This is a genomic window from Enterobacter cloacae complex sp. P18RS, assembly GCF_014982105.1.
Lineage (GTDB): Bacteria > Pseudomonadota > Gammaproteobacteria > Enterobacterales > Enterobacteriaceae > Enterobacter > Enterobacter hormaechei_C.
In genome coordinates, this window is sequence record NZ_JADCKV010000002.1 from 49191 (window position 1) to 64085 (window position 14895).

Below are 14895 nucleotides of genomic sequence, written 5' to 3' on the forward strand. Positions count from 1 at the left end.
GCCGGGGGCGCAGCCGCCATCCGGCAAAACGACAGAGAAATCGTCGGGAGAGTGAAATGAGTAAGTCTACCCAAAGCATCCCGTGGTACCGCCATCTTACCCGTCCTCAGTGGCGCGCCTTCTCCGCCGCCTGGCTGGGATATCTGCTTGATGGCTTCGATTTTGTATTGATAGCCTTAGTCCTGACAGAAATAAAAAGCGAGTTTGCCCTGACGACAGTGGAAGCGGCGAGCCTGATTTCGGCGGCCTTTATATCGCGCTGGTTCGGCGGCCTGCTGCTGGGCGCCATGGGCGACCGCTATGGCCGCAAGCTGGCGATGATCACCAGCATCGTGCTCTTTTCCTGCGGTACGCTGGCCTGCGGTTTTGCGCCGGGTTACGTCACCCTGTTTATCGCCCGCATGGTGATAGGCATGGGGATGGCGGGGGAATATGGCTCCAGCGCAACCTATGTGATTGAAAGCTGGCCAAAGCACCTGCGCAACAAGGCGAGTGGTTTTCTGATTTCCGGTTTCTCCGTCGGCGCCGTGGTTGCGGCCCAGGTCTACAGCCTTGTCGTGCCCGTCTGGGGCTGGCGGGCGCTGTTCTTTATCGGCATTCTGCCCATCGTCTTTGCCCTGTGGCTGCGGAAAAATATTCCGGAAGCTGAGGACTGGAAAGCGAAGCACGAAGGCAAAGCCCCGGTGCGCACCATGGTTGATATTCTGTATCGCGGCAAATACCGCGTCATCAATATGGCGATGACGCTGTTTGCCGGTACGGCGCTGTGGTTCTGTTTTGCAGGCGAACTCAACAACGCGGGGCTGGTCGTTATTCTCGGCCTGCTGTGCGCCATCGTCTTTATCAGCTTTATGGTGCAAAGCAGCGGTAAACGCTGGCCGACGGGCGTCACGTTGATGGTTGTCGTGCTCTTCGCCTTTCTCTACTCCTGGCCGATTCAGGCGCTATTACCCACTTATCTGAAAACCGACCTGGCCTATGATCCCTCAACGGTGGCGAAGGTGCTGTTCTTTAGCGGCTTCGGCGCGGCAGTAGGCTGCTGCGTGGGTGGTTTTCTCGGTGACTGGCTTGGCACCCGCAAGGCCTATGTCTGTAGCCTGTTGGCCTCACAGCTCCTGATTGTTCCCGTCTTTGCGATCGGCGGCGCCAATGTCTGGGTGTTGGGCTTGTTACTCTTTTTCCAGCAGATGCTGGGGCAGGGGATCTCCGGGATCTTACCCAAACTCATCGGTGGCTATTTCGATACCGACCAGCGTGCGGCGGGTCTGGGCTTTACCTACAACGTTGGCGCGTTGGGCGGCGCGATTGCCCCGGTGATTGGCGCGCTGCTGTCGCAGGATATGGCGCTGGGCACCGCCCTGGGGTCGCTCTCCTTTGGCCTGACGTTTGTGGTGATCTTGCTTATTGGTCTGGATATGCCCTCCCGCGTTCAGCGCTGGATCAGGCCAGAAGCCCTGCGTACGCATGACGCTATTGACGGTAAACCTTTCAGCGGAGCCGTCCCGTTTGGCGGCGATAAAAGCGCTTTAGCGAAAAGCAAAAGTTAATCCGCTTGCCCGGACCTGTACCGGGCACATTCGTAAGGGATGAGGTATGTCACAACGGGATAAAAACATTTCCGAGCGGGGCGGTGCTATGACGACACTGGCGATAGACATAGGTGGAACTAAACTTGCCGCCGCCCTGGTGGATGACGGTTTACAGATCCACGCGCGACGCGAATGCCCTACGCCCGCCAGTAAGACGCCTGACGCGCTGCGTGAGGCGCTGGCTGAGCTGGTCAAGCCGTTACAGACCCAGGCAACGCGTGCGGCCATTGCCTCAACCGGAATCATTCAGGACGGCAATCTGCTGGCGATTAACCCGCAAAATCTCGGAGGATTGCACCATTTTCCGCTGGTGCAGACGCTCGAAGACATTGCTGGTTTGCCGACCCTGGCGATCAATGATGCTCAGGCTGCGGCATGGGCGGAATATCACGTTAGTGCGAAGGAAATTAAAGACATGGTATTCCTGACTGTTTCAACGGGCGTGGGGGGCGGCGTAGTCAGTAACGGGAAACTCGTGACCGGAAGCGGCGGACTGGCAGGGCATCTTGGGCATACGCTCGCCGATCCAAACGGCCCGCAATGCGGCTGTGGTCGCGTGGGGTGCGTGGAAGCCATCGCGTCTGGTCGCGGTATTGCCGCCGCAGCCAGGGGAGAGCTTGCAGGATGCGATGCAAAAACGATTTTTGCGCGCGCGGCAGAGGGAAATAAACAGGCGGCGGAACTGGTCCAACGTTCTGCACAGGTACTGGCGCGGCTTATTGCCGACACGAAAGCGGTGATGGACTGCCAGCGCGTGGTGATTGGCGGCAGCATCGGGCTGGCAGGAGGGTATCTGGCGCGGGTCCGCGCGTATCTTGAGGAGCATCCTTCTGTTTATCACGTTGAATTAACCGCCGCGCACTATCGACACGATGCGGGCTTACTGGGCGCGGCGCTGTTAGCTCAGGGAGAAAGATGATGTTTTTTGGTGAGATTCGGACGCTTCCCTCCACGGGGTTGCATCCCGTTCTTCTGGAGGCGCTAACCCTCGCGCTGGCTGCCCGTCCGCTGGAAAAAGCGGCAGGACGTTATGAGCTTCGCGGTGAGGATATCTTCATGAACGTGATGACGTTTGCCACGCAGTTTCCAGACCAGAAGAAAGCGGAACTGCATGAGCAATATATTGATATCCAGGTGTTATTGACGGGAGAAGAGCGCATCCTCTTTGGCGTGACGGGCTCGGCACGCCAGCGTGAAGATTTTCATCCTGAAGAAGATTATCAGTTGTGCAGTGAGATTGCAGGTGAACAGTGTGTCACCCTCCGGCCGGGGATGTGCGCCGTATTTATGCCGGGAGAGCCACATAAGCCAGGATGCGCAATCCTTGAGCCAGGCGAGATAAAGAAAGTCGTGGTGAAGGTACGCGCCCGCTTGCTGGATACGTAGTTTATAGGCCTGATGGCGCTTCGCTTATCAGGCCTGCGGGCATAACGTAATTTGCAGGCCGGATAAGGCGCAGCCGCCATCCGGCAATGTTATTCGATATTCCGGCGCTTAAACGTCACCGCTTCCGGCTGCGTCAGGTGCAAGGTTGTCTGGCTGGGCACCGTCTCGGCAATCACTTTGCCGTGGCGAACAGAGTATCGTGCCGGCGTCTGGCGACGAACTGCATCAAACCCATTCTCTGCCGGGAGAATCACCAGGTTTGCTGTATTCCCAACGCGCACGCCATAGTCCTGCAAATCGAGCGTTTTCGCGCTGTGGGTAGTGATCAGGTTAAGCCCATCATTTATTTGCCCGTAACCCATCAGTTGGCAAACGTGCAGCCCCATATGCAGAACCTGAAGCATATTCGCGGTTCCCAGCGGATACCACGGATCGAAAACGTCGTCATGACCAAAGCAGACGTTGATCTCCGCTTCAAGCATTTCTTTGACGCGTGTGATGCCTCGGCGTTTGGGATAGGTATCGAAACGGCCCTGCAAATGCGTGTTAACCAGCGGGTTTGCCACGAAGTTAATGCCTGACATTTTTAACAGGCGGAACAGTCGGGACGTATACGCGCCATTATAGGAGTGCATCGCCGTGGTATGGCTGGCGGTCACGCGTGAACCCATTCCGTCACGATGTGCCAGTGCGGCAACGGTTTCAACGAAGCGCGATTGTTCATCATCAATCTCATCACAGTGGACATCGATCAGTCGGTCGTACTTTCTGGCCAGGGAAAACGTTTTATGCAGCGACTCAACGCCATATTCACGCGTAAATTCAAAGTGGGGGATTGCGCCGATGACATCCGCCCCTAAACGCACGGCTTCCTCAAGCAGTTCTTCACCGTTCGGATAAGAAAGAATGCCTTCCTGCGGGAATGCCACAATTTGCATATCGACCCACGGGGCGACTTCCTGCTTCACCTCCAGCATGGCTTTCAGTGCCGTAAGGGTGGGGTCCGAGACGTCAACGTGTGTACGTACGTACTGAATGCCGTTGGCGATTTGCCACTTCAGGGTCTGCATCGCGCGAGTTTTAACGTCTTCGTGGGTAAGCATCGCCTTGCGTTCGGCCCAGCGCTCGATTCCCTCGAAAAGCGTGCCGGACTGGTTCCAGTTCGGTTCACCCGCCGTTTGCGTTGTATCCAGATGGATATGCGGCTCGATGAAAGGAGGGATAACCAGCCCGCATTCGGCGTCCAGCACCTGACCGACTGGCGCAGAGGCGGTTTCCTGAGGATCGATACGGCTGAAGCGTCCGTCCTCAATCGTGATTTGCCATAAACCCTCTTGCCCCTGCAAACGGGCCTGACGGATAGTGAGGGAATTATTCTGCATGGGAAACCTCCGAAGGATTAGCAAGGGTACGTTTGGCGAATGGGTTTAACACCAAATAGCTGAAGACGCCACCCAATACTGCGTTAACGGGGACAATTCCCGGAATGTAGTGCCCGGCAGCAACACCCAGGGCGACCGAGAAAATGGCAATCCAGTTAACGGACACAAATTTTGCGTGGTCGAAGCTGGCATAGCGGCGGCGATTAATCAGGTAGTCGGCGATAATCACCCCGCCAATCGGCGGAATCGCTGCCGACAAAAAGGTCAGCCAGCCAACGAAGTTGTTGTATAGCCACAGCGCGCACAGCGTACCGATAATGCCATTAACCACCGACAGCGTACGGCTGGAAAGGCCAGTAATATTGGCGAAACCCAAACCAGAGGCGTACAACGCGTTGTCATTGGTGGTCCAGATATTCAGGCCAAGAACGACAATGGCCGGCAGCAGCAGTCCCTGGGCGATCATCACGTCAGAAATATCGGCCTGTCCTACGGCGGCAGCGCCTGCCGCACCGAAGATAAACATCAGCGAGTTGCCAAGGAAAAATGCCACCATCGCCACCAGAACGGCACCTTTGGCATTGCGGCCAAAGCGGACGAAGTCGGCGGTCAGCGTGCCTGCGCTGATAAACGAGCCTACAACCAGCGCCAGCGCGCTGGAAAAGTTGAGCGGCGTCTGCGGCACAATGGATTTGAGGTGGTCCAATCCTCCCACGCCGTCCACCGCCAGCCAGACGGAGTAGCTACCCAGGATGACGATAGCGGGTACGGCGATGATGGATAAAATCGTCAGTGCAGAGATGCCAAAAAAAATGGTTAACGTCATCAACAGGCCGGAAACCGCAATCAGGATGTTCACGTCGATGCCCGTGGCTTTACTCACCGGGATGGCAAACATCGCTACGCCGACGCCAAACCATCCTACCTGCGTACCGCCTAAAAGCATGGAGGGAAGCCAGGAACCTTTTATACCGAAAGAGTAACGCGCAAGAAGATGGGTTGAGAGGCCGGTTTTTGCGCCAATGTAGCCAAGAAAAGCAGTGTAAATACCGAGGAGGAGATTGCCGAAGAGAACTGCAAGGAAGAAATCATTATAGGAAAGACCGGTACCGAGCGTGCCTCCGGTCCACATACTGGCGGAAAAAAACGTTAACCCTAACATCACAAAAGTGAGTGGAACCACGCCTTTCCGCGCCGCCAGAGGGACGGGGCCCTGGCTATAATTGTTATCTTGCGACACAACGCCTCCTTGAATTTTGGCCAAAAAATCCGCCGCATAATATACATTTTTTTCACGAAAGCAAACGTTTACGTCGGGATTTACGCTGCTTTTTTGCTTAAAAAGGCACCATTAACTTAAGGGTAGGCTACTGAAAACAGGCTCCCCAGCGTTCCGCTTTATGCTTCTGCCGGGGAGTCAGAGGGGCTTACACTTCCAGGAAGTTCATGATCCCGTCAGCCGCTTTACGGCCTTCGGCAATCGCCGTGACCACCAGGTCAGAGCCGCGAACGATGTCGCCACCGGCGAAGATTTTCGGGTTGCTGGTCTGGAACGCGTTATCGCTGCCTTCTGGCGCAATGATGCGGCCCTGAGAGTCCAGCTCTACGCTGTGCTTCGCCAGCCACTCCATGCTGTGAGGACGGAAACCAAACGCCATCACCACGGCGTCAGCCGGGATCACGTGTTCAGAACCGGCCACGATCTCCGCGCGACGACGGCCTTTCGCATCTGGCGCACCCATCTCCGTGCGCGCCATCTTCACGCCGCTCACTTTACCGTTGGCATTCACTTCAATACCCAGAGGCTGGATGTTGAACTGGAACTCGACGCCCTCTTCACGTGCGTTTTTCACTTCGCGCTTAGAGCCCGGCATGTTCTCTTCGTCACGACGGTAGGCACAGATGACATGCGCCGCATTCTGGCGAATGGAGGTACGCACGCAGTCCATCGCGGTATCACCGCCGCCCAGCACCACCACGCGTTTGCCTTCCATGCTGACGAACGGCTCATCGGCGGTCTCGCCGTAGCCCATTAGCTGTTTGGTATTCGCAATCAGGAACGGCAGCGCGTCGTACACGCCTGGCGCATCTTCGTTCTCCAGACCACCGCGCATGGACTGATAAGTGCCTACGCCCAGGAACACGGCGTCGTAATCTTTCAGCAGGTCGTCGAGCTGCACGTCGCGGCCCACTTCGGTGTTGAGTTTGAACTCAATGCCCATGCCGGTGAAGATTTCGCGGCGGCGGGTCATCACCTCTTTCTCCAGCTTGAAGGCCGGGATACCGAAGGTCAGCAGGCCGCCAATCTCCGGGTGGCGATCAAAGACCACCGCCTTCACGCCGTTACGGGTCAGCACGTCCGCACAGGCCAGGCCTGCCGGGCCCGCGCCGATAATCGCTACGCGCTTGTCGGTTTGACGCACACCGGTCATATCCGGGCGCCAGCCCATCTCGAACGCTTTATCGTTGATATAGCGTTCGATGTTGCCGATGGTTACCGCGCCAAACTCGTCGTTCAGCGTACAGGAGCCTTCACACAGACGATCCTGAGGGCACACGCGGCCGCACACTTCCGGCAGGGTGTTGGTCTGATGAGACAGCTCGGCGGCTTCAAAAATACGCCCTTCGTTGGCCAGCTTCAGCCAGTTCGGGATGTAGTTATGGACCGGACACTTCCATTCGCAGTAAGGGTTACCGCAGGACAGGCAGCGGTCTGCCTGTGCTTTGGCCTGGCCTTCTGAAAACGGCTCATAGATTTCAACAAATTCAATTTTACGGATCTTCAGCGGTTTCTTTGGCGGATCAACACGCTGAAGGTCGATAAACTGGTAAACGTTCTGGCTCATCTGAATTCCTTACTGCGCCTGCACGCGCAGCTCTGCTGCGCTACGACTACGGTGACCCAACAGGGCTTTAACATCGCTGGACTTCGGCTTCACCAGCGCGAATTTCGCAGAGAACGCCGGCCAGTTGGCCAGGATCTCTTCGCCGCGCGAAGAACCGGTATGCTGCACGTGTTCGGTAATTAAACCGCGCAGGTGTTCTTCGTGGATGGCCAGCGTATCAACGTCCAGCACTTCCACCAGCTCCGGGTTCACGCGTTTGCGGAACTCACCGTCTTCATCCAGGACGTAGGCAAAACCGCCCGTCATGCCCGCGCCAAAGTTCACGCCGGTTTTACCCAGGACGCACACAATTCCGCCCGTCATGTATTCACAGCCGTTATCGCCGATGCCTTCCACCACGGTGATGGCGCCGGAGTTACGCACCGCAAAACGTTCGCCCGCACGGCCCGCGGCAAACAGACGACCGCCGGTTGCGCCGTACAGACAGGTATTGCCGATGATGCTCGCTTCATGGCTGCGGAAGGCTGAACCAACCGGAGGACGCACCGCCAGCAGACCGCCCGCCATGCCTTTTCCGACGTAGTCGTTGGCATCGCCGGTCAGGTATAACTCAACTCCGCCTGCGTTCCACACGCCGAAGCTCTGACCCGCGGTACCGCTGAAGTGCGCGGTAATCGGATCCGACGCCAGACCCTGGTCACCGTGCGTTTGCGCGATGTAACCGGAGAGGGACGCACCCACGGAACGGTCGGTGTTGCGGATATCAAACCAGAACGTTTTGCTCTGCTTCTCATCCACATACGGCTTCGCCTGTTGCAGCAGCTGTGCGTTCAGCACGCCGTTGTCGAACGGCGGGTTGTTCTCGGTACAGTAAACCGCTTTGCCAGGATGCGGCTGAGCGGTTTCCAGCAGCTTAGACAGCTCCAGCTTCTGCTGCTTGGCCGTGAAGCCCTCAAGCTCTTTCAGCAGGTCGGTACGGCCAATCAGGTCTACCAGACGCTTCACGCCCAGCTGCGCCATCAGCTCGCGGGTTTCACGGGCGATGAAGTCAAAGTAGTTGGTCACTTTGAACGGCAGGCCGTGGTAGTGATTTTTACGCAGCTTTTCGTCCTGGGTAGCAACGCCCGTTGCACAGTTGTTCAGGTGGCAAATACGCAGGTATTTACAGCCGAGCGCAACCATTGGGCCGGTACCAAAGCCGAAGCTTTCCGCTCCCAGAATCGCCGCTTTGATGATGTCGAGGCCGGTTTTCAGTCCGCCGTCCACCTGCAAACGGATCTTGTGACGCAGGCCGTTAGCGACCAGCGCCTGCTGGGTTTCCACCAGGCCAAGCTCCCACGGACAACCCGCGTATTTCACGGAGGAGAGCGGGCTTGCGCCGGTGCCGCCGTCGTAACCGGCGATGGTGATCAGATCCGCATAGGCTTTCGCCACGCCGGTGGCAATGGTGCCAACGCCCGGTTCGGAAACCAGCTTCACGGAGATCATCGCTTTCGGGTTGACCTGTTTCAGGTCGAAAATCAGCTGCGCCAGATCCTCGATAGAGTAGATATCGTGGTGCGGCGGCGGGGAGATCAGCGTCACGCCCGGCACTGAATAGCGAAGCTTAGCGATGTATGGGGTGACTTTATCACCCGGCAGCTGACCGCCTTCACCCGGTTTCGCACCCTGCGCGACTTTAATCTGAATCACGTCGGCGTTAACCAGGTACGCAGGCGTTACGCCAAAGCGACCAGACGCCACCTGCTTAATACGGGACACTTTATTGGTGCCGTAGCGGGCCGGATCTTCACCGCCTTCCCCGGAGTTGGAGTTGCCGCCGATGCTGTTCATGGCTTCCGCCAGCGCTTCGTGCGCTTCCGGGCTCAGCGCGCCGATAGACATCGCCGCGGTGTCGAAACGTTTGAACAGCTCAGACGCGGGTTCAACCTCGTCAATGCTGACCGCTTCATCACCTGGATTGAGGGCAATGAGATCGCGCAGCGTCGCTGCCGGACGGTTGTTCACCAGCTCTGCATACTGCTGATAATCGCTGTACTCGCCGCTCTGCACCGCCTGTTGCAGCGTGCGCACAACGTCCGGGTTATAAGCGTGATACTCACCCCCGTGGACATATTTCAGCAGACCGCCCTGTTCCAGCGGCTTACGTGCCAGCCAGGCGCGCTTCGACAGGTTCACCAGATCCTGCTGGAAGTCAGCAAAACCGGCGCCGCCGATACGGCTGATCACGCCCTGGAAGCAGAGATTCGCGACCTCGTCATGCAGGCCGACCGCTTCAAACAGCTTCGAGCAGCGGTAAGAGGCGATGGTCGAGATGCCCATTTTGGACATGATCTTGTACAGACCTTTGTTGATGCCGTTACGGTAGTTCAGCATCACGGCGCGGTAGTCTTTGTCGATCGCGCGGGTATCCACCAGGCGGGCCAGCGTTTCGTAGGCCAGGTACGGGTAGATCGCCGTCGCACCGAAGCCTAAGAGCACGGCAAAGTGGTGCGGATCGCGGGCGCTCGCGGTTTCAACAATGATGTTGGCATCGCAGCGCAGGCTCTTGTCGACCAGACGCGTCTGGATAGCCCCCACCGCCATTGGCGCAGGCACCGGCAGTCGGTTTTTCGCGATGTTGCGATCAGACAGCACCAGCAGAACGGTGCCGTTACGCACCATTTGCTCGGCTTTATCGCACAGCGCGTTCACCGTCTCTTCGAGGCTCGTTTCGGTCACGTCGAAGGTGATATCGAGCGTGTCGGCGCGATAGTGCTCCTCGGTCATGGTGGTGAGCTGTTTGAAATCGGAGTACAGCAGGATCGGTGATTTAAAGGTCAGACGGTGCGCCTGGCCTTCAGCTTCACAGAAGACGTTCATCTCACGGCCGATGCTGGTGGCCAGCGACATGACGTGGGCTTCGCGCAGCGGATCGATTGGCGGGTTAGTGACCTGCGCAAACTGCTGACGGAAGTAGTCATAAATAATGCGTGGCTGGCTGGAGAGCACGGCAAACGGGGTATCGTCACCCATTGAGCCGACCGCTTCCTGGCCGTTTTCACCGAGCACGCGGATAACCGAGTCCAGCTCTTCCGCGCTGTAGTTAAACTGCTTCTGGAAGCTCGCGAGGGTGTCATCGTCCAGCTCGCGGCTGCCCACTTCTTCGTCCGACAGATCTTCAAACGGCACCAGACGACGCACGTTTTTCTCCATCCACTCTTTGTACGGATGGCGGCTCTTCAGATCGTTGTCTGTTTCGGCGGAATGCAGAATACGCCCACCGCGGGTGTCGATCACCATCAGCTCGCCCGGTCCGACGCGGCCTTTCTCGACCACTTCGTCTGGCTGGTAATCCCAGATCCCGACTTCAGAGGCACAGGTGATGAGCTTGTCTTTGGTAATAACGTAGCGCGCCGGACGCAGACCATTACGGTCCAGGTTACAGGCGGCAAAACGACCGTCGGACATAACGATGCCCGCCGGGCCGTCCCACGGCTCCATGTGCATGGAGTTGAAGTCGAAGAACGCGCGCAGCTCAGGGTCCATATCCGGGTTGTTCTGCCAGGCCGGTGGCACGAGCAGACGCATGGCGCGCACGATGTCCATCCCGCCCGCCAGCAGCAGTTCCAGCATGTTATCCATGGAGCTGGAGTCCGAGCCGGTTTCGTTCACGAACGGCGCGGCATCGTGCAGGTCCGGGATCAGCGGCGTCTGGAATTTATAGGTACGGGCGCGGGCCCACTGACGGTTGCCGGTGATGGTGTTGATCTCGCCGTTATGCGCCAGGTAGCGGAACGGCTGCGCCAGCGGCCAGCGTGGAACGGTGTTGGTGGAGAAGCGCTGGTGGAACAGGCAAATGGCCGATTCCAGACGCAGGTCCGCCAGGTCCAGGTAGAAGCGCGGCAGGTCAGCCGGCATACACAGACCTTTATAGATGTTCACCAGGTTAGAGAGGCTACAGACGTAGAACTCTTTATCGTCCTGGAGACGTTTTTCAATGCGGCGGCGGGCGATAAACAGACGGCGTTCCATATCACGCGGACGCCAGCCCGCAGGCGCATTGACAAAAATCTGTTCAATACGAGGCAGCGAGGAGAGGGCGATTTCACCGAGCACCCCTTCGTTGGTTGGCACATCGCGCCAGCCGACAATCGACAGGGTTTCACGCTGAAGTTCTTCTTCAACGATGCGGCGCGACGCGGCAGCTTTTTCAGGATCCTGATTCAGGAACAGCATACCGACAGCGTAGTTTTTGGCTAAACGCCAGCCGCGCTCTTCCGCTACGATACGGAAGAAACGATCCGGTTTTTGCAGCAGCAGGCCGCAACCGTCGCCGGTTTTACCATCGGCAAGGATGGCGCCACGGTGCTGCATACGGGCCAGTGCGTGAATAGCAGTACGCACTACCTTGTGGCTAGGTTCGCCTTCTATGTGGGCGATCAGGCCGAAACCACAGTTATCCTTCTCAAGGGATTTATCGTACAACATATCAGTGAACCTCCCCAGGCTCGTCGGGCTTCCCACTGAACTTTACCGTGGCGCACAGGCGCAGAAAGAGCATGGCGACGGGGTTAGCGTTTCATACGCGGACCTCGCATTCGCCCTCTTTTTCATCCTTTCGCGCAGGTAAACAAGTTTGAGGACTTGCTTCAGAGGGAATCTCAATTACTGCATAAATATGATGAGCAGGCCGCTCATCCAGAAAGCTTCCAGCGGATTTCCAACTTATCGGGAATTGGTACACAGGTCAAATGGCAATCTTATTTATACAAAAATGTGCTAAAGCGTAGTTATCTTTTTGTTTTTAATATGTATTTAACTATTTTTACAACCACTTAAAGCACCGGGGAGGTGCAGGGGAGTGTGATCTGACTCACTATATGAAAGCGGTATTATCGATGCAGCGTGCTGAAATGCAGATTTATAGCAGAATATTAATCTGGTGTTGCATTCAAACCCGCATAAAATCACTGTTTTTCAGTCCTGGCGCTATAAATGAAAAAAACCATCAGAACATAAGGAAAAGTAATTACGTACAGGGTGAATGAAATCTCGGTAATCGTGATTATTTATTCAAACAGATAAAGGCCGTCCAGGGCGATTGATCCAGGTCATCGCCGACAGAGGCTAAAAATGGCAGGCTTGTCCCCTTTCTTCGGGACGGTCTATCAGATTATGCAGTTACAGAAATTAGTCAATATGTTTGGTGGGGATCTTTTGCAGCGCTATGGGCAAAAGGTTCACAAACTGACGCTGCACGGCGGCTTTAGCTGCCCGAATCGCGATGGCACCATCGGGCGTGGTGGCTGCACTTTCTGTAACGTGGCCTCGTTTGCTGACGAGGCCCAGCAGCATAAATCTATCGCTGAACAGCTCGCCCATCAGGCGAGTCTGGTGAATCGCGCGAAGCAGTATCTGGCCTATTTCCAGGCCTACACCAGCACGTGGGCTGAGGTGCAGGTGCTGCGCTCGATGTATCAGCAGGCGGTTGCTCAAGCGAACATTGTCGGGCTGTGCGTGGGGACGCGTCCGGACTGCGTGCCGGAGGCCGTGCTGGATTTACTTAGTGAGTACAAAGAGAAGGGCTACGAGATCTGGCTGGAGCTGGGCTTGCAGACCGCGCATGACAAAACCCTGCACCGTATCAATCGCGGGCATGATTTCGCCTGCTACCAGCGCACCACGCGTCTCGCCCGTGAGCGTGGATTAAAAGTCTGCTCGCATCTGATTGTCGGCTTGCCAGGAGAAGGGCAGCAGCACGGGCTGGAAACGCTGGAAAAAGTCGTCGAGACCGGCGTGGATGGCATTAAGCTGCATCCGCTGCATATCGTGAAGGGCAGCATAATGGCGAAAGCCTGGGAAGCGGGGCGGTTAAGTGGTATCGAACTCGACGACTATACGGTGACGGCGGGGGAGATGATTCGCCACACGCCTCCGGAGATTGTTTACCACCGCATCTCGGCCAGCGCCCGCCGCCCAACGCTTCTGGCACCGCTCTGGTGTGAGAACCGCTGGACGGGGATGCTGGAAATCGACCGCTATCTACAGGAGAACGGCGTACAGGGGTCGGCGCTTGGCCGCCCGTGGGTTCCCCCGCTACCGGCGACGGCCGCCTAGCAGACTTCCCAGCATGCCGCGTATTATCTGGTTGGTAATCTGACGCGTCGCGCTTTTTGCCATGGTCTGAACCACGCCATCGCGTTTGCCGCCGCGTGGCCCGGTGCTGCCGAACAGAATATCTTTCAGCCCGCCGAGAATGCCGTCGTCCACGGCAACAGATTGCCCTTTTGCGGCAGGGGCATCCTGCGATTCGGCAGTCGCCTGCACCCCTTTTTGCAGCATCTCGAACGCGGATTCGCGATCCACCTCGTCTTCATACTTCCCGTACACCGGGGAGTGATTAATCAGGCCGTTGCGTTCATCGTCCGTTACCGGCCCCATGCGCGAGCAGGGCGCAATCACCATCGCACGCTCGACAACTGTCGGGCTGCCTTTTGCATCGAGGAACGAAATCAGCGCTTCACCGGTACCCAGCGCCTGAATGGCGGTTTCGGTATCAAAGGCCGGATTGGCGCGCATGGTTTGCGCCGCGGCTTTCACCGCTTTCTGATCTCTCGGCGTAAAGGCGCGCAGGGCGTGCTGCACGCGGTTACCCAGCTGCCCCAGTACGTTGTCCGGAATATCCGACGGGTTTTGCGACACAAACCAGACCCCGACACCCTTGGAGCGGATCAGGCGGATAACCTGTTCAATTTTATCCAGCAGCACCTGCGGCGCGTCGTTAAACAACAGGTGCGCTTCGTCAAAGAAGAACACCAGTTTGGGTTTTTCCAGATCGCCTGCTTCCGGCAGTTGTTCGTACAGTTCAGAGAGCATCCACAGCAGGCTGGCGGCGTAAAGCTTCGGCATCTGGTAGAGCTTCTCTGCGCTCAGAATGTTGATGATGCCTTTGCCGCTGCTGTCGGTACGCATCCAGTCTTTGATATCCAGCATTGGCTCGCCGAAGAAGTGTTCGGCACCCTGTTGCTCCAGCGTCAGGAGCCCGCGCTGAATGGCGCCCACCGAGGCGCTGCTGATATTGCCGTACTGGTTCTGGAAGGATTTGGCGTTATCGCCAATGTACTGGGTGATGGCGCGCAGATCTTTGAAGTCGAGCAGCAGTAGCCCCTGATCGTCGGCGATACGGAAGATAATGTTCAGTACCCCGGACTGCACGTCGTTGAGGTTAAGCAGACGGGCCAGCAGCAGCGGGCCGAGGTCGGAGACGGTGGCGCGCACCGGATGGCCTTTTTCGCCGAAGATATCCCAGGCCACCACCGGATTACCGTGCGGCGTCCAGTCCGTGATGCCGATATTTTTCAGGCGCTCGAGGAGTTTTTCTGACGCTGCACCTTCCTGAGCCACCCCGGTTAAATCGCCCTTCACGTCAGCCATAAAAACCGGCACGCCAGTCTCTGACAACGACTCAGCCAGCTTTTGCAGGGTGACGGTTTTTCCCGTCCCGGTCGCGCCGGTGATCAGGCCATGACGGTTCGCCATCGCGGGCAGTAAAAACAGCTCTTTTTCCAGCGTCCTGGCGATTAACAATGGTGTACTCATGATGCACGTCCTCTCGTAGTCCTGGGTGGAGTATAGGCAACCTGACGGCAAAATGTCTGCGTAAATTCCTCACTTTGCGGCGCATTATCCAGTGCGGACTATGCTTTTGCA

9 protein-coding genes are annotated in these 14895 nt (G+C 57.1%); 4 read left to right on the plus strand and 5 right to left on the minus strand.

The window, feature by feature from the left end; all coding sequences use genetic code 11:
• Positions 1-56 precede the first annotated feature (56 nt).
• The 3 genes from INF61_RS00350 to nanQ all read left to right on the plus strand — a co-directional run bounded on the left by INF61_RS00350 (position 57) and on the right by nanQ (position 2975).
• Positions 57-1547 (plus strand): MFS transporter, encoded by a 1491-nt coding sequence (locus tag INF61_RS00350; RefSeq protein WP_015572000.1) that lies wholly within the window; start codon positions 57-59, stop codon positions 1545-1547.
• Positions 1548-1635: 88 nt separating this feature from the next.
• Positions 1636-2508 (plus strand): N-acetylmannosamine kinase, encoded by an 873-nt coding sequence (locus INF61_RS00355; RefSeq protein WP_015571999.1) that lies wholly within the window; start codon positions 1636-1638, stop codon positions 2506-2508.
• Complete coding sequence (nanQ, locus tag INF61_RS00360) at positions 2508-2975, plus strand: N-acetylneuraminate anomerase (RefSeq protein WP_023295505.1); 468 nt, start codon at positions 2508-2510, stop codon at positions 2973-2975. Before INF61_RS00355 ends, nanQ begins: the two co-directional genes overlap by 1 nt.
• A gap of 89 nt (positions 2976-3064) precedes the next feature.
• On the opposite strand, the gene INF61_RS00365 is transcribed toward nanQ, so the two are convergent.
• From INF61_RS00365 to gltB, 4 genes are all read right to left on the minus strand, one after another.
• Positions 3065-4357, minus strand: coding sequence for a cytosine deaminase (locus tag INF61_RS00365; RefSeq protein ID WP_032103289.1), 1293 nt, complete (start codon positions 4355-4357; stop codon positions 3065-3067).
• A complete protein-coding gene (codB, locus tag INF61_RS00370; protein ID WP_017382720.1) occupies positions 4347-5597 on the minus strand; it encodes a cytosine permease in 1251 nt (416 codons plus the stop codon). Before codB ends, INF61_RS00365 begins: the two co-directional genes overlap by 11 nt.
• A gap of 187 nt (positions 5598-5784) precedes the next feature.
• Positions 5785-7203, minus strand: a complete 1419-nt coding sequence (gltD, locus tag INF61_RS00375; protein WP_017382721.1) for a glutamate synthase subunit GltD — start codon at positions 7201-7203, stop codon at positions 5785-5787.
• A gap of 9 nt (positions 7204-7212) precedes the next feature.
• Positions 7213-11673, minus strand: coding sequence for a glutamate synthase large subunit (gene gltB / locus INF61_RS00380; protein ID WP_193547437.1), 4461 nt, complete (start codon positions 11671-11673; stop codon positions 7213-7215).
• 687 nt (positions 11674-12360) lie between these two features.
• On the opposite strand from gltB, the gene INF61_RS00385 reads away from it, so the two are divergent.
• Positions 12361-13302 (plus strand): TIGR01212 family radical SAM protein, encoded by a 942-nt coding sequence (locus tag INF61_RS00385; RefSeq protein ID WP_096152317.1) that lies wholly within the window; start codon positions 12361-12363, stop codon positions 13300-13302.
• Here the strand turns inward: INF61_RS00385 and INF61_RS00390 are convergent.
• Positions 13282-14784, minus strand: coding sequence for a helicase HerA-like C-terminal domain-containing protein (locus INF61_RS00390; protein ID WP_017693906.1), 1503 nt, complete (start codon positions 14782-14784; stop codon positions 13282-13284). The two genes, INF61_RS00385 and INF61_RS00390, sit on opposite strands and share 21 nt — an antisense overlap.
• Positions 14785-14895 lie beyond the last annotated feature (111 nt).